Here is a 15293-nt window from a genome sequence, read left to right as displayed (position 1 = left end):
GCATTCCCGTGCCGGACGAGGCTTTTGAACGCGGTCTCAAGTACATGGCCTCCTGCCGGAATGAACGGGGAGAATACGGCTATACGGACCCCCGTTCAGGCATCACCCCTACTCTGACTTCCATCGGGGTTCTCACCCTGTGCCTGGCCCGTGAAAAACAGGATGCCTCCCTGCCGCATTCCCTGGCCTTCCTGAGAAAAAACCTGAATTACCGGGATTCCGCCTATCCCTTCTACTTCGAATATTACATGTCCCAGGCCCTGTTTCATGCAGACCAGTCCCTCTGGGAAGCGTGGAACCATAAAAACATACGCTACCTTCACGCATCCCAGACGCCCAACGGTTCCTGGCTGAGCGACAGGGGAAGTTCCTATGCCACCTCCCTGGCGCTCCTTTCGGTTGCCCTGAATTACCGCTTCCTGCCCATTTATGAACAATAAGCACACCCACACCCTTTCCATGAAAAAAGCCTTTCGTTTCCTGCTGATTGTCCTGGGAATGGCGGTTATGCCGCAGCCGGGCATGGCCCAGTCTTCCCTGCGCACCTCTTCCCCGGTGCCCCCGCAGGTGGAGCTGATGTACGTCAAGGGCCTCAGATTTCTCCAGAACGCCCAGAAAACGGACGGCACCTATGAAGGCACCTACGGCCAGGAACCCGGCATTATCGGCTTCTGTCTGATGTCCGTTCTCGCCCACGGGGACGATCCGAACACGGGGCCGTACGCCACCATGGTGCGCCGCTGCCTCAACTACATTCTCGCCAAGCAGAACAAAAGTTCCGGCTATATAGGGGATTCCATGTACAACCACGGATTCGCCACCCTGGCGCTGGCGGAAGCCTACGGCATGGTGCGCGACGACCGCATAGGCCCCGCCCTTCATAAGGCCGTGGCCCTGACGCTGACCGCCCAGAAGAAGAACAAAACGGGCGGCTGGCGCTATGCGCCGGATTCCACGGACGCGGACAGCACGGTGACGGGCTGCCAGATCGTCTCCCTGTACGCCGCACGGAACGCGGGCATTCCCGTGCCGGACGAGGCTTTTGAACGCGGCCTCAAGTACATGGCCTCCTGCCGCGACAGCAAGGGAGGCTACGGCTATACCGGACCTTCCGGTCCCCGCGTCACCCTCACGGCCATCGGCTCCCTGACCTTGTCCCTGGCGCGCCAGAAGTCGGACCCGTCCTTCAAAACCTCCCTGGCCTTCCTGAAAAAGAACCTCAATTATCGGGATTCCTCCTATCCGTTCTACTTCGAGTACTACATGTCCCAGGCTCTTTTCCATGCGGATCTGGACATTTGGAAGGAATGGAATTATAAGAACATGCGGTATCTGGGCGCTTCCCAGGCACCCAACGGTTCCTGGCTGTCCGACTATTCCGCGGCCTATTCCACGTCCGCCGCCCTTCTCTCCCTCGCTCTCAACTACAGATTCCTGCCCATTTATGAAAAATAGGATCCGCCTTGCACTTCTTCTGGCTCCCGCCTGCCTGCTGCACGCGTGGGCGGCCCCTACTGTTGACGTAGTGATGGAAGACAACTACCGCCTCCGCGGAGAAATCGTCTCTTTCGGAAAACAGGGGCTGGTCATCAGGCATCCGTCCGTGCGCCAGAACGTCTCCATTCTGCCGTCGGAAATAAGAGCCGTCTATTTCACGGATACCGCTCCTCCCGACCTGCGGGCCAGGGACAAGATTTTCATCTCCACCGGCCACCGGGACATTATTCCGTGCAATATCACTTCCATCTCGTCCGACAAGGTGCAGTACCGGGACATGTTCGGCACTTCCCGTTCCATCCCCCGCAGCCAGGTGGCCGGCTTCCGCCTGGGAACGCTCCAGCAGAAGGGATTCTGGCAGGAGCCCCTGGTATTCGACAACAGCTGGCTTTATTCCGGAGACAATGAGAACGACTACCGCATCCAGTCCGGCAGAAAACTGATGAATGCCATGAATCCAAAGCTGGACGGGGAGAAGTACCAGTACAAGCTGTCCAACGGCAATTATCCCACCTGGGTGCCCCTGTACAAGAGCATCGGGCTGGACCCTTCCTCCTTCACCTTCCGGATTGCCCTGACGATGGACGGCAGCAGCGACCGCGCCGGCATTGTCTTCTGCTTCGGCGGCAAGGAAAACGTTACGTTCAGATCCAACGCCGGCAGCAGCCTCAACAGGCTCATGCTCAGCATTGCGCCCGGCAAATGCACGCTGCTCAGGGAACAGAAGTCCGGGATCCTCCTGCTGGGGGAAGTGGACATCCCGGCCCCGAAAATGACGGCGGGGATAGACATCCGGCTGACTTCCTCCCGGCACGAGAATAATGAACAAGTTTACGAATTGCTGGTAGGGGACATGCCGCCCAAGCTGATCAAGGATCCTTCCCCTCCCGAACAGCAGCTGGAAGGGGACGCCTTCGGCCTCCAGATGGAAGGGCACATCTCCCTGACCATCACGAAGCTCCAGCTTTCCGCCATTTCCCTGAGCGCCAAGGCCCTGACCAAGAACGACACCCAGGGGACAGACTTGGTCGTGACGAAGGAGGAGGACGCCATTCCCGGTTCCATCAACAGCTACAATGACAGGGACAAGATGCTGAACCTCTCCACGGACAAGGAATATCCCGGCGTTCCAAGGGAGCTTTCCATTCCGGCCAGATACCTGGACACGGTCTTTTTTGCGCAACCAGAACAACAGGACGCCGTCCGGGATGAAGCCCGCCACAGCATCCAGATGAAAGACGGTTCCCGCCTGCACGGCGACATCCGGAGCATGGACTCCGGAAAGGTCGTTCTCCAGCATTCCCTGCTGGGCCAGGTCTCCCTGCCGTTGAAGAATATTACCCGCGTGGAGTTCCTGAATTCCGCCCAACCCTCCCGCTCCACTCCCTGACGATGAGCCCGACCATGAAACAAGCCCGCCTGTTGTTCCTGTCCGCCTGCACCCTTCTGGCCGCAGCCCACTTCCCCGCCGCGCGCGCGGAAGGCGTCATCACGCTCAAATCCGGAGAAAGCCTGCCCGGGAAGATAGACGCCCTGCAGGATCAATACCTGAAAGTGCAGTCCAGAATCCTTTCCCGCCCGGTGGACCTCAAGGTGGAAGAACTGGACCAGATCACCTCTTCCGTGCCCCTGGCTATTCCGGAACAGTTTTCCATCATCAGGCTGGAAAACGGCGACGAGTTATACGGCACCCTGAAATCCCTGGATGCGGAATCCCTTCAGTTGGAAACATCCTGGGGCGGCCTGCTTCCCGTCAACAGAAACCACGTGCGGTATATCGGCTTCGACAAACAGAAAGCCTACCTGCGCAATGCCACGGAATCCCTCCAGGGATGGACATCCGCAGGCAACAGCATGCTGCCGGAATGCCGCAACGGCTCCTGGATCATGCGCGGCTCCAACAATACGGAATTGCAAACCAAATTCGACATGCCGCCCCGGCTGCATGTCCAGTTCTCCGTTTACCACACCAATTCTTTCCGGGTCCATGTCTTCCTGTGGAACGACGACAATTCCCAAAACAAGGTGGAAATGACCGTTTCCCTGGAAAAGGCGGAACTGAACAAGGTCAGCTCCGGCCATCACAAGACCATAGGAAGAGTCAAAAGGCAGACGGAAAGGAACTGGTATTCCGACAAGGGGGTCAAGCGTTCCGACGTGCAGTTTTACGCGGACCGGGAAAAGGGGAATTACTACCTGTACCTCAACGGGGAGCAGATCGCCCGGTGGGAGGAAGGCAAGGAATTGCAGAACATCTTTGAAAACGAGGAGGAGGAAGACGGAAAAGATGCCAAACCTCACGATTTCAAGCCCGGCAACATCCTTGGCATCCGCGGCTACGATTCCCAGAACATGGCCCTGACCAACATGAACGTGCTGGAGTGGAACGGCGCCCTTCCCTATCCTCCGGAGGAACAGGACATTGTCGGCAAATACGACAGGGAATCCTCCGCGGACAAGGTGATGCTGGTGAACGGTGACGTTCTCCGCGGCAGCATTTCCCTTCAGGAAGACGGCAGAATCCGCGTCAAATCCAATCATTACGACGTCATCGTGCCCACATCCAAGGTGCGTTCCCTGAACCAGAAGAAAGAGGAGGAGAAAAAGGCGGCGCAGGACAATTCCGACGTGCGCGTTTTCCTGGCCGACCAGAGCATCGTCTCCATCCGGCTGGATGCCGTCAGGGACGGCCGCCTGGAGGGGCATTCCTCCGCACTCGGCAAAGTCAGCATCCCCATCCAGTCCCTGCGGAAAGTCCTGTTCAATCTCCAGAGTCCGGAACTTAAAAAACAGCGGGAAAATCCGTTCCTGGGCAGGTAGGGGGAAGCCCGCCTTTTTTGAAAAAAGGCTTCATGGCGCGTCCTTCCCTACTACTCCGGCGCGAAAAAACATTACGGAGCAGTCCCGGAGGGCCTAATTTCCTTCCATTTCCTCCGCACGGCGCACGGCGCTTTTCACGGCCTGAATCCAGGCATTGCGGAAACCGCATTCATCCAGCGCATTCAGGGCGGCAATCGTGGTGCCGCCGGGGGACGTGACGGCATCGCGGAGGGCCATGGGATGTTCCCCCGTCTGTTCCAGCATCAGGGCGGAGCCGAGCATGGTGCCGGCGGCCAGTTCCAGGGCCGTCTTTCTGGGAAGGCCCATGGCCACTCCGGCATCGGAGAGGGCGTCCAGGGCCGTGAACATGTAGGCGGGGCCGCAGCCGGAAATGGCGGAAACGGCGTTCATCCGGGATTCCTCCACCTTGAAGACGGAGCCGCATCCGGACAGCAGGCGCCGCGCCGCTTCTTCGTCCTCGTCCGTGACGGCTGTTCCCGGACTGTAGGCAATGACGCCGGAGAGCACCATGCACGGGGTATTGGGCATGGCGCGCACGATGCGCGTTCCGTCGCAGGCGCGCTCCTCCATTTCGTCCAGGGTGACGGCGGCGGCTATGGAAATCAGGAGGGGCAGTTCCCTGTCGCCCTCGGAAAGAGCGGAAATCAGGGGAAGAACGGCATGAGGCTTGACGGCCAGGACCAGGGCTTCCACGGCATCCGCAGCCGCCTCTTCAGACTCCGCCTCATGCACGCCGGGATGTTCCGCCTGGAGTGCCGCCATATTCTCTTTATGGTGATCGTACACCCATACGTCCTGCGGAGCCACGGCTCCGGATTTGAGCATGCCCCGCAGCAGGGCTCCTCCCATTTTGCCAAGTCCGATAATGCCTGTTTTCATCGTTAAAATTCCTTTTTTCTAAAAAGCCATGCGGCCAGCGTCATATGAAAGACGAAGTAGCCCAGCGTGATCAGCGCCAGGCTGCCGAAGAGGGAAAGGGGGATCACCTGACCGTTCAGGGCGGAATCCGTCACGGAATAAATCTGGAAGTTCGGAAAAATGAGGGAGAAGAGCTTGCCGCCCGTTACCTCCCACCAGGACAGGCCGCCCGTTCCGGAGCCCATCCACATGGAGAGCGCCTGCGTCTGGAACAGGCCCGCCAGATACACCATGAACGTCAGCAGCGCGCTGATGATGGTGCCGTTGGTGATGCAGGACATCAGCAGGGTCAGGGAGGAAAGAACCACGAATTCGCACATCATCACGCCCAGCCCCACCTGGACGTTCCACGTAGCGCCCTGCAGGCGTATCCTGTCCAGGTAAGGCTGCATTTCCTCCACGGTATAACGGCCTTTCAGGGCGGCCATCTGTTCGGCCACAACCGTATCCGTGCGGAGCCAGAGCACCAGCGTCATGACCGCATCCATCAGCAGCACGGCTATCAGCGTCAGGGCCAGCACCCCCAGCACCTTCCCCATCAGGTAGTCGATGCGCGGCACGGGCTTGCACAGGATGGTGTACAGGATGCGGTCCTCCGCATCCTTGGGAATGATCAGCGCCGTGGCGGCCACGCAGAAGAACAGGCCGAACACCCGCATGGCTCCGTACGCGGAGTTTTTCAGCAGCACCAGTTCATTGATTCCCCCCGTTTCCGGCCCCAGCACCTCGCTCAGCCGGAAGGAACTCAGGGCCAGCAGAGCCAGGGCAAACAGCCCAAGGAAAAGGAACACCTTCATGCGGACCAGCTGCGTGAAGGTGGTACCGGCGATTACGGCCATGCGCCCGGGCGAAGGTATATAACCGGAGGTAATCCATGCCATGCGGACCATTTTGCCGGATTCCTCTTTAAATAAAAGAGCTTTTTATTTCATGTGCATGAACTCCTTCCTTCTTGAAGAAAACGCCGGCGCGTGGTCTCATGGGGCGCATATGAGTTTACGATCCCAACTGGAAGAATTACTGCCGGAGCTTTTGCCGTCCGATCCGGCCCAGGCCATCAAGGGAACAGAACTCATACGCCTGGTACGGCTGAGGCTGGGGGAGGAGTATTCCGACGCTTCCCTGCGCTACCATTTTTCCTTCATGGCCTCCGAGCCTGATTCGGAAATCGCCAAGGTGGAGCGCGGTCAGGGCTACTACAGACGCCAGCGGGACCGCGGCGGCAAGTCCGCCGCCAGAGGACTTCTGCCCCTGTTCCTGGGGGAAGGAGAATCCGACGCGCTGAATTGCCGCGCCAGAGCCCTGGCGCTGGCCGTGCGGCAATACGATACCACGGGACGCGGGGTCTTCGTTTTCAGCACCAGTGAAACGGGCTCCTCCTGGACGAAACCTGACCTGGCCGTCGTGGAATGGCCGGAAGGGGAGTGGGAGGGAAACGCCCTGGTGTTTGACAGAAGCGCCCTGGAACGCCGCCGCATGATCGGCGCGCCCATGATGGGCATCCGGGGCGTCTGCGTCGCCTGCATGCCCGGGGGGGAAGAGGCCAGGAAGGATTTTTTCCGTACCCTGGCCACGTCCCGGTGGGCCCAGTGCGGAGAACTCGTCATCGTCGGCGAACTGCCGGACGATTCCGAATGCGCGGAACTGCGCGGACTGGCCGCCGAGTTCGGCGTGGGCGTGATTTGCCTGGAAATTGCGGAGGAACGCCTGTGCGAGCTGCCGGGCGCGGAAGAAATTTTCAAGGCCGGGGACGAGGAATGCGCCGCCCTGCTGGCGGAGCTCACCCCCATCCGCCTAGCCGCAGGCCGCGTGAAAGCCCTGGAAGCGGACACGGGGGAGACGCTGGGCGGGGAATTCGGCGCCCTGTTCGACTGGCTGGCCGCCTGCCTGGAGCGCGGAAGCGTGGAAGAGTACGAGTTCAGAGTCTCCTGCTACTGAACAAAACAGAGAGATTCTTGACAGAGGGACCTTATTGAATTAAAGACTTTCCCAACCCCACCCCCCATTACCCCCTCATGGAACAAGAAACCCTGGTTTATCCGCTTGCAGACAATACCGTCCTGCAAGACAAATACACAATCCTGAACGTGCTGAACGCCGGCGGCTTCGGCATCACCTACCTGGCGCTGGACAATCCGAATTCCCGCTATGTGGTCATCAAGGAATGCATGCCGGACGCCTACGCCTACCGGGACCTGAATACCGGCTGCGTCCATCCGCGGGACGAACAGACGGCCACCAGCTTCGCCCAGAGCATCGCCAACTCCCAGCAGGAAGCGTCCGTCCTGTCCCAGCTCAGCCATCCCGGCATCGTGCAGGTGTTTGATATATTCGACGCCAACGGCACCTGCTACTACGTCATGGAAAACATCCAGGGGCAGACCCTGTTCGACCTCATGACTTCCATGCACGCTTCCGGGCAATCCATGGACCCCGCCCAGGCCATGGACCTTCTTTTCCGGATTCTGGACATCTTGCACTACCTGCATTCCATGGGCGTGTACCACTGCGACATCAAGCCGGGCAACATCTTCATCCAGCCGGACGGCACGCCCAAGCTGATCGACTTCGGCGCGGTACGCACCAAAACCCTCCAGCACCAGGGCCTGGTCCAGATCACTCCAGGCTACACTCCCCCGGAATTCTACCCGGGGCGCAGGAGTGAAATCGGCCCCTGGTGCGACATATACGAACTGGGAGCCACCTTTTACGAACTGCTCACGGGCCAGGTTCCCCAGCCCGCCGACCAGCGTTCCGTGGTGGACCGCAACCCCAAGGTGACCAGCTACGCGATTCTCCGCCAGACGTACCCGATGAATTTCCTCTCCGGGATAGACAAGGCGCTTTCCCCCGACGAACGCAACCGCTTCCATTCCGCCAAGGCATGGCATGACTACATCAACGCCATGGGCGCGGCGGGAACCCTGAAAGCGGGGGGAGTGGCCAGGAAAACCCTTCCCAAGGCGCGGAAAAAGTCCTCCGCCGGGACCGCCTTCCTGATCATCCTCCTTATTGCGGGGGCGGCTCTCTGGGTCTGCTGGAAACAGGGACTGGTCAATTTTTAACCGGCATTTCCCTTCATGATCAATCTGACGGAAGAGCTGGCTCCCCTTGCCGGACCGGGCATGCACCTGCCTGCGGCCACGCTTGACCCCTCCCTTATCCGGGCCGTCATGATTAACGAAGTGGTCCCGGAACATCCCGAAGACGATTTTTACGGGGCGAACGATCCTCCTTTTTACCTGACCACGGCTCTTCCCCTGTTCCAGAGGGCCGGACTGCCGGCACAATCCATCCGCGACGTGACGGACGCAGGCGTTTACATCACCAATGCGGTGAAAACGCCCAAAAAAGACACGAACGTGCCGGCAGAGGACATCGCCCTGTCCCTGCCTCTGCTGGAACATGAACTGGACCTGTTTCCCCGCCTGAAAGCCGTCATGCTGATGGGGGACGTGGCCAGAAAGGCCTTCAACCTGATCTGGAAAAAGAAAACCGGGCGGAATGCCCTGCCCGCCGTTTCCACATACAAATTGCGGAAAACGCCGCTTTACGCGGAAAATATCCGGATTTTCCCCTCCTACATCATGACGGGCCGCAACATTCTGATTGAGAAATCAAAAGCGGACATGGCCGCGGAAGACATCCGCACCATGCTTGAAATCATCCACAGCTAGGATCCGGCAACCGAGAAGGGAACGGCCTTTCAAGGATTGTCCTTTCTGCCGGAAGGAGCCTTTCCTGCCGGAATTCCGTTTTTCACGGTTTACCCTCCTTTTTCCGGCCTCTTTTCTCCTCGGGCACGACTTTTCCTCCATCATGTCGGACGGGAACGCGCATCCCTGGCGCAGCCACAACAAAGAAAGCCAGACCCCGGCCATCATGGCGCAAAGGTCCGGCTTCCGAAGTACTTATCAAGTAACTTGTGTTTACAGGCTATCTCCGAAGTCCTGGCGGAATTTGGCGGCCAGTTTTTCAGGCCAGTCGCTCTTGGCGCGGAGCCTGCCCATGAAGAAGCGCAGGACAGGGGGTTCTTCCACGAATTCCAGGCCGCCGATCAACTCCCGGTTGTCGTAGAGCCATTTCATCCGGTCCGCCGTGTACTTGACCTGGGACAGCGTAAAGACGCGGCGCGGGAAGGCCAGGCGGAGAAGTTCCACGTCCGCCAGAACGTCGTTGCCGTTCTCGTCCCGGACGCTGGAAAAGGTGCCGCGCTCCATGCCGCGTACGCCGGAGGCGATGAAGAAGGCCGCCGCCAGGGCTCCCGCGGGATAATCCTCCTGCGGAATGTGGGAAAGGAAGCTGCCCGCGTCAATGTGAGCCCCCAGGCCGCCGGCAGGCGTGACGCAGGGAATGCCCATGTCCACCATCTGGCTGATGAAGTATTCAATGAAGGAAGGACTCTGGGAGATCACCGTCAGGTCCGTGGTTTCATACAGGCCCACGGCCATGGCTTCAATTTCACGCACGGAGATGCCGCCGTAAGTCAGGAAGCCTTCAAACAGGGGAACGAGGTGTTCCATTTTTTTGGCGATGGCGGGATCGTTCGTGCAGATGCCGCCGCCGCGGGACGAGGAAACCTTGCGGGCCGAGAAGTACACCAGTTCCGCCAGGCTGCACATCGTTTTCAGGATTTCCGCGCAGGAACTGTCCTTGAATTCTTCCTCGCGCATCTTGATGAAGTACGCGTTTTCACCGATCAGGGAGGCGTCCAGCACCATCATGATACCGTGTTCGTCGCAAATTTTGCGGATTTCCCGCATGTTGGCAATGGAGAAGGGCTGGCCGCCAATCAGGTTGGTGGAAGCTTCCATGCGCACGAAGGGAATCTTGTCCGCGCCGTGCCGCGCGATGCAGTCGCGCAGCTTGTCCGGGTCCAGGTTGCCCTTGAACGGATTGGAGCTGACCGGGTTTACGGCGTCATCAGCCACCAGTTCCTCGATTTTGCCGCCGTTCAGGTCGATGTGGGCGTGGGTGGTCGTGAAGTGGTAGTTCATGGGAACCACGTCGCCGGGCTTCACGAAGGTGCGGGAAATGATGTTCTCGCAGGCGCGCCCCTGGTGGGCGGGCAGAAGGTATTTTTTGCCGAATACGTCCTCCACGGCCTTTTTCAGGCGGTCAAAGCTCTGGGAGCCGGCATAAGCGTCGTCCGCGCGGAACATGGCGGCGATCTGGTTGTCGCTCATGGCGTTGACACCGGAATCCGTCAGCATGTCCAGATAAACGTCATTCGTGCTGAGCTGGAAGGTGTTGAATCCCGCTTCCCGTGCGGCTTCCAGACGGCGCTCCACGGGAACGAGGTGCAGCTTCTGGACCACGCGGACCTTGTGCAATTCCAGAGGAATCTGCTCTCCATTGTAAAATTTGACAGAGTTGGATGTTTCTGAATTCATGAAGCATGGACTCTAGCAAAATTTCTCTTCCGTGCAAATCAAATTCGACTGGAAAGGGTGGAGTCCGGCAGGCTTTGACGGGCTGGGGGAAATGGTGTGGGGAATTGCTGAAAATGACGCTGTTCCGGAGGGAATATAGGGAATATAGGGAATATAGGGAATATAAGGGGAATAGGGGGGATGGATTCAATAGTTGGAAGAATTCTTTCACAGCTCGGCAAAAGGGAATTCACCGCCATCCCGGATTATTTCACGCCGCAATATCGATAAAAACAGTATAAAATTTTAACAATTAAACATTTGAAAGTATTCTTCACAAATAATTCTATCCATGGCCGCGGAGGACAACGCCTTGGAACAGGCAGCAATGCCGGCGGAGGGAAATCTCTGGTTCCAGACAGGAACGATACCTATTTTTAAAACCTATGAAAGAATTATGGAGATTGATTCAACAGAACGTAGGTGTTGACGCGGACGGAATTCCAGGCCCCAAGACGGCGCAGGCTCTCATAAAGAAGCTGGATATCCAGCCTCCGGCCCACGCGTGGCCCAGCCAGGCGGAGGTGCGTTCAGGAAATTCCATGTTCGGCCGTGCGGGAGACGAAAGGTCTCTGACGAATATCAGGCTGCCCTATGTGATGCGCATTGCCTGGGAGCCGGAGAGAACCGTTTCCACCATGCGCTGCCACAAGATGGTTGCGGAACCCCTCACCCGCATTTTCCAGGCGGCGCTGGACCATTACGGCATGGAAAAAATCAGGGAAATGGGCCTGGACCTGTACGGCGGCTGCTTCAACGACCGCGCGATCATCGGCGGCAAGGCCACGTCCATGCACGCCTGGGGCATTGCCGTAGACATGGACCCGGACAGGAACGGCCTGAACACCCATTCCCCCAACGCCGTTTTTTCCCGGCCCGATTATGCCGCATTCTGGGAGATCGTGGAGGCGGAAGGGGCCGTTTCCCTGGGCCGCACGCGCGATTACGACTGGATGCATTTCCAGTTCGCTACTCTCTGACCGTAGCGGCTTGATTCACATTCCAGCCTTCCTCCCAGCGGCGGCGGAGCCGGTCCCAGCCCTCCCCTTCCCGGCCATGGCCCAGAAAGGAACGCTTTTTGAGTTCCTGGAAGCTTTCGCCGGGGAGGTGGAGGAGCTCTCCGCGGTCATACGCGTCCTGGTCGCACATGCCGTTGAAAAGGGGAGTCCATTGCCAGCGGCGCACGCCCAGGTAGTCCTTGAAGGTATCCACCAGTTCCGTCGTGCAGTTGGCCGTTACGGTGTTGTAGTACCGCGGCCGGGAGTGGAAGCCGTTGATTTTTTCCACAAAGCCCAGAAAGGCCTTTTTCAGGTCGTCCCTGCCGATGTTGATCCGGTACAGGTACATGTCTTCCTTCCTGTAGGTAGTGCGCAGGGCGAAGAGGTCTTCCTCGTCCGCCAGGATGTAGATGATATTGAATTGCTTGTAGAGGCCGGGTATGGTTCCCTGCTCCACTCCCTCAGGCAGGCGCGTTTCCGCGGAAAGGGCCAGGCGCTTCCCGTCCTCAAAGACGAAGGAGAGCATGGTGTGAGCCACAAATTCCATCCCGTCCCAGTGGCTGACGGCAAAGTCCAGCGTGGAGAGCTTGTCCAGGTCGAAACGGCGCGTGACGTAGCGCACGTCAAAGTCCTGTTCCGTGCGGTAGATGAAGCTGCGCACATCTGTCACGACCACTTCATTTCCGTTGATTTCCACGGAAGGAAGGCGGCTCCAGGAGGGCTGCCATTCCTTGTCGTTCGTGGCCGGGATGCACAGGTAATATACCAGAAGAAGGAGCAGAATTCCCCAGGAGGACCACCAGGCAGCCGGGTACCGTTTCCGGAAGGCAAAGGCGCAGGCCATTCCGGCCGCGTACAGCCACACGAGCACGACGCCGCCCCATACGTTGTAAAATACCACGCCCGCCGCCCAGAGAGCCACGCCGAACCATGCCGCGTACATCAGGATGCGGGCGGCTGCCAGTCCGGCACGGCGCAGGGAGGACAGGTTCATGGGAGGAAGCAAGGAAAAGGCCGCGCGTTCCTGTTTCCGAAACGCGCGGCCCGCCGGTAAGGATTTATCTGAAGGAAAGCCCTTTCACCTTGTCCGTCAGGGATTTCAACACGCGCTGGTGCGCGGCGTCCACTTCCGCGGCGGTCAGGGTCTTGGCCGGGTCCCGGTACAGGAAGGTGTAGGCGATGGATTTGCGGTCCGCGGGCAGCTTCTGTCCGGAGGGGTCCGTAAATACGTCAAAGCAGGAGTAGCTGACGAGCAGTTTTTCCCTGGCGGCTTCTATGGCCTTCACAATGTCCGCGTTCGGCGTGGACAGGGGCAGCTCCATGGCGGCGTCGCGGGAGGAGCCGGGGAACTGCGGCAGGTCGGCGGCTTTGACGGGAGCGGTCAGTATTTCCTGCATCTTGCGCAGGTCCAGTTCCGCCACGTACACGGGCTTGTCCAGTCCCAGTTCCCGGCACCGGGACAGGGAGAGCCGGGCGAAGTAGCCGCAGGCCTTGCTGTCCAGCTGCACGTCCGCACCCAGCGCCGCCTGTTCGCGGGACTTGGCGGGAGTCAGCGTGAAGGAGTGCCCGGGGGCCAGAACTTCCATCACGGCCAGCAGGTCTTCAAAGGATGACTGCTCCGGCCTGGGGTCCGCCCAGGAGCGGGGCGACCTGTCTCCCGCGATCAGAATGCCGAGCGTGTCCGTTTCAATGTCCCTGCCCTTGCCGCCGCCCGTGTTGCGGAACACGCGGCCCAGTTCAAAGAAGCGCAGCACGGAAGCGCCCTGGTTGCTGTTGCGCACGGCGGCGGCAATCAGGCCGGGCGTGTGCGCCGGGCGCAGGACGGAATGGTCTTCGCTGAGCGGAAGGGCCACGCGGATGATGTCGCCTTCCTGAAGGGGGCGTACCGGCAGGGCGTCCTTCACCTGGGCGATGGCGCCGTCCGCGGATTCGGAAGCGATGAGCTTGATGGTCTGGGTTTCATAAAACCCCAGGGCGGCCAGCTTCCGGCGCAGGCCCATCTGGAAGTTGTAGGCCAGGTCCACGGCGGATTCCGCAACGAAGGGGCCCCGGAACCGGGAGGGGATGCCGTCCAGGCCGAACACGCGCACGATTTCTTCCAGAAGGTCGCAGGCGCGGGTGAGGTCCAGCCGGTGCGGAGGAACCAGCCAGTATTCGGATTCCACCTCTTTTCCGGCGATTTCCGCCACGGGACTCAGCCCCAGGGCCGTCAGGATGCGCGCGCCCTCCTCATGCGGGATGGCGCCGCCGGAAATCTGGTCCAGTTCCGCCCAGGACAGGCGGACAAAGCCAAGCTCGTTTTCCACCGTGGCGCCCTTGCCCTGCTTCAGGGAGGCGAATACGGAGGTGGGGCCGTCCGGAGTCCCGCAGAAGGGAATGGCGGCATGCGCGGGGTTCGGCGCCGGTTTTCCGGCCACATACGTGGAGGAAGCCGTGCCGCCCGCCAATTCCAGGATAAGCTCCACGGCACGCACGGAACCGCGCAGCGTATTCCACGCGGACGTGCCGCGTTCAAAACGGTAGGAGGAGTCGGAAGACAGGGCCAGCCTGCGCGACGTGGCGCGCACGGCGGAGGGCTTGAACCAGGCGGATTCCAGAATGATGTCCGTGGTGGATTCGGTCACGCCGCTTTCCTCCCCGCCCATCACGCCGCCGATGGCAAGCGCGTTGCCGGACTGGTCCGCCACGACCAGGTCCGTGCAGTTGAGCACGTATTCCTGGCCGTCCAGGGCCTTGATGGTTTCCCCTTCATAGGCGGTGCGGGTGACGATGCCGCCCTGCACCCTGGCCGCGTCAAACGCATGAAGAGGGGTTCCCTGTTCATGGAGGACGAAGTTGGTGATGTCCACAATGTTGTTGATGGGGCGCAGTCCAATGGCGACCAGACGCTCCTTCAGCCATTCCGGGCTTTCCTGCACCTTCACGCCGCTGATTTTCACGGCGGTGTAGTACGGGTTGATTTCCGGCTGGTCCAGACGGACAAAGTCCCCGGCGGGTTCCAGCTCCACCTGGGCGTCGTCGATCGGGACGGGCTTGTATTCGCGGCCGGAGATGGCGGCCAGTTCAAAGGCCATGCCGTTGTGGGAGAGCAGGTCCGGACGGTTGGGCGTCACTTCCACTTCCACGATGGTATCCGCTTTCACGACCTGGGAGATGGGCATGCCCACTTCCAGCTCCTGCGGCAGTATCCAGAGGCCGTGCTCCTTGTCCGGCAGCCCCAGCTCGGAGGCGGAACACAGCATGCCGCGGGATTCCACGCCGCGCAGCTTGCCCACCTTGATTTCAAAGTTGCCCGGAAGAACCGCGCCCGGCAGGGCGCAGGGCACTTTGTCGCCCACCTTGTAGTTCTGCGCTCCGCACACGATCTGGTGCAGCGCGCCGTCGCCCACGTCCACCTGGCAGACTTTCAGGCGGTCCGCCTGGGGGTGCTGTTCGGCGGAGGCCACGCGCGCCACTACCACCAGGGGGGAGTCCACGCCCTGCTGGCGGATGTCTTCCACCTCAATCCCGGCAAAGGTCAGCATGTCCGACATTTCGTCCACGCTCAGACCGGCCAGGTCAATATACTGGGAAAGCCAATTAAGGGAAATTTTCATATCTGGATAAG

12 protein-coding genes and 1 pseudogene are annotated in these 15293 nt (G+C 59.8%); 8 read left to right on the top strand and 5 right to left on the bottom strand.

The window, feature by feature from the left end:
* The 4 genes and pseudogenes from HMPREF3039_RS11275 to HMPREF3039_RS11260 form a co-directional block, all read left to right on the top strand.
* A pseudogene (locus HMPREF3039_RS11275) lies at nucleotides 1–440 on the top strand (squalene--hopene cyclase); the annotation flags it as partial.
* Nucleotides 430–1455 (top strand): prenyltransferase/squalene oxidase repeat-containing protein, encoded by a 1026-nt coding sequence (locus HMPREF3039_RS11270; protein ID WP_197457191.1) that lies wholly within the window; start codon nucleotides 430–432, stop codon nucleotides 1453–1455. The pseudogene HMPREF3039_RS11275 and the gene HMPREF3039_RS11270, both read left to right, overlap by 11 nt.
* The gene (locus HMPREF3039_RS11265; protein WP_067573156.1) at nucleotides 1445–2887 is read left to right on the top strand and encodes a hypothetical protein; all 1443 of its coding nucleotides are present in this window, start codon (nucleotides 1445–1447) and stop codon (nucleotides 2885–2887) included. Before HMPREF3039_RS11270 ends, HMPREF3039_RS11265 begins: the two co-directional genes overlap by 11 nt.
* Before the next feature lie 14 nt (nucleotides 2888–2901).
* Nucleotides 2902–4317 (top strand): hypothetical protein, encoded by a 1416-nt coding sequence (locus HMPREF3039_RS11260; protein ID WP_147550112.1) that lies wholly within the window; start codon nucleotides 2902–2904, stop codon nucleotides 4315–4317.
* A 93-nt stretch (nucleotides 4318–4410) separates the two neighbouring features.
* On the opposite strand, the gene proC is transcribed toward HMPREF3039_RS11260, so the two are convergent.
* Both proC and HMPREF3039_RS11250 read right to left on the bottom strand, forming a co-directional pair.
* The gene (gene proC, locus HMPREF3039_RS11255; protein ID WP_067573152.1) at nucleotides 4411–5217 is read right to left on the bottom strand and encodes a pyrroline-5-carboxylate reductase; all 807 of its coding nucleotides are present in this window, start codon (nucleotides 5215–5217) and stop codon (nucleotides 4411–4413) included.
* Between the two features lie 2 nt (nucleotides 5218–5219).
* Nucleotides 5220–6095 (bottom strand): hypothetical protein, encoded by an 876-nt coding sequence (locus HMPREF3039_RS11250; protein WP_197483344.1) that lies wholly within the window; start codon nucleotides 6093–6095, stop codon nucleotides 5220–5222.
* A 151-nt stretch (nucleotides 6096–6246) separates the two neighbouring features.
* Between HMPREF3039_RS11250 and HMPREF3039_RS11245 the strand changes: the two genes are divergently transcribed.
* From HMPREF3039_RS11245 to HMPREF3039_RS11235, 3 genes are all read left to right on the top strand, one after another.
* Nucleotides 6247–7194 carry a hypothetical protein gene (locus HMPREF3039_RS11245; RefSeq protein WP_147550117.1) on the top strand — a complete coding sequence of 316 codons (948 nt, stop codon included), beginning with the start codon at nucleotides 6247–6249 and terminating at the stop codon, nucleotides 7192–7194.
* 77 nt (nucleotides 7195–7271) lie between these two features.
* Nucleotides 7272–8321 carry a serine/threonine protein kinase gene (locus HMPREF3039_RS11240; RefSeq protein WP_067573146.1) on the top strand — a complete coding sequence of 350 codons (1050 nt, stop codon included), beginning with the start codon at nucleotides 7272–7274 and terminating at the stop codon, nucleotides 8319–8321.
* 15 nt (nucleotides 8322–8336) lie between these two features.
* A complete protein-coding gene (locus HMPREF3039_RS11235) occupies nucleotides 8337–8933 on the top strand; it encodes a uracil-DNA glycosylase family protein (RefSeq protein WP_197457192.1) in 597 nt (198 codons plus the stop codon).
* Nucleotides 8934–9185: 252 nt separating this feature from the next.
* Here HMPREF3039_RS11235 and HMPREF3039_RS11230 read toward each other — a convergent pair whose 3' ends face one another.
* Nucleotides 9186–10649: a tryptophanase gene (locus HMPREF3039_RS11230; RefSeq protein WP_067573144.1), complete on the bottom strand. Its 1464-nt coding sequence runs from the start codon at nucleotides 10647–10649 to the stop codon at nucleotides 9186–9188.
* A 443-nt stretch (nucleotides 10650–11092) separates the two neighbouring features.
* Between HMPREF3039_RS11230 and HMPREF3039_RS11225 the strand changes: the two genes are divergently transcribed.
* A complete protein-coding gene (locus HMPREF3039_RS11225; RefSeq protein WP_067952131.1) occupies nucleotides 11093–11668 on the top strand; it encodes a M15 family metallopeptidase domain-containing protein in 576 nt (191 codons plus the stop codon).
* Here HMPREF3039_RS11225 and HMPREF3039_RS11220 read toward each other — a convergent pair.
* Complete coding sequence (locus HMPREF3039_RS11220; RefSeq protein ID WP_067573140.1) at nucleotides 11658–12680, bottom strand: lipoprotein N-acyltransferase Lnb domain-containing protein; 1023 nt, start codon at nucleotides 12678–12680, stop codon at nucleotides 11658–11660. The two genes, HMPREF3039_RS11225 and HMPREF3039_RS11220, sit on opposite strands and share 11 nt — an antisense overlap.
* Before the next feature lie 64 nt (nucleotides 12681–12744).
* Nucleotides 12745–15282 carry a phenylalanine--tRNA ligase subunit beta gene (gene pheT, locus HMPREF3039_RS11215; protein WP_067573138.1) on the bottom strand — a complete coding sequence of 846 codons (2538 nt, stop codon included), beginning with the start codon at nucleotides 15280–15282 and terminating at the stop codon, nucleotides 12745–12747.
* Nucleotides 15283–15293: the final 11 nt, after the last annotated feature.

The organism is Akkermansia sp. KLE1798, assembly GCF_001580195.1.
In the GTDB taxonomy this organism is placed as follows: domain Bacteria; phylum Verrucomicrobiota; class Verrucomicrobiia; order Verrucomicrobiales; family Akkermansiaceae; genus Akkermansia; species Akkermansia biwaensis.
This window is presented reverse-complemented; position numbering and strand designations above follow the sequence as displayed.

Bases quoted from the DNA above. Each gene is read 5' to 3' on its own strand.
- HMPREF3039_RS11270 (WP_197457191.1), top strand. From the start codon at position 430: ATGAACAATAAGCACACCCACACCCTTTCCATGAAAAAAGCCTTTCGT.
- HMPREF3039_RS11265 (WP_067573156.1), top strand. From the start codon at position 1,445: ATGAAAAATAGGATCCGCCTTGCACTTCTTCTGGCTCCCGCCTGCCTG.
- HMPREF3039_RS11260 (WP_147550112.1), top strand. From the start codon at position 2,902: ATGAAACAAGCCCGCCTGTTGTTCCTGTCCGCCTGCACCCTTCTGGCC.
- proC (WP_067573152.1), bottom strand. From the start codon at position 5,217: ATGAAAACAGGCATTATCGGACTTGGCAAAATGGGAGGAGCCCTGCTG.
- HMPREF3039_RS11250 (WP_197483344.1), bottom strand. From the start codon at position 6,095: ATGGCCGTAATCGCCGGTACCACCTTCACGCAGCTGGTCCGCATGAAG.
- HMPREF3039_RS11245 (WP_147550117.1), top strand. From the start codon at position 6,247: ATGAGTTTACGATCCCAACTGGAAGAATTACTGCCGGAGCTTTTGCCG.
- HMPREF3039_RS11240 (WP_067573146.1), top strand. From the start codon at position 7,272: ATGGAACAAGAAACCCTGGTTTATCCGCTTGCAGACAATACCGTCCTG.
- HMPREF3039_RS11235 (WP_197457192.1), top strand. From the start codon at position 8,337: ATGATCAATCTGACGGAAGAGCTGGCTCCCCTTGCCGGACCGGGCATG.
- HMPREF3039_RS11230 (WP_067573144.1), bottom strand. From the start codon at position 10,649: ATGAATTCAGAAACATCCAACTCTGTCAAATTTTACAATGGAGAGCAG.
- HMPREF3039_RS11220 (WP_067573140.1), bottom strand. From the start codon at position 12,680: ATGAACCTGTCCTCCCTGCGCCGTGCCGGACTGGCAGCCGCCCGCATC.
- pheT (WP_067573138.1), bottom strand. From the start codon at position 15,282: ATGAAAATTTCCCTTAATTGGCTTTCCCAGTATATTGACCTGGCCGGT.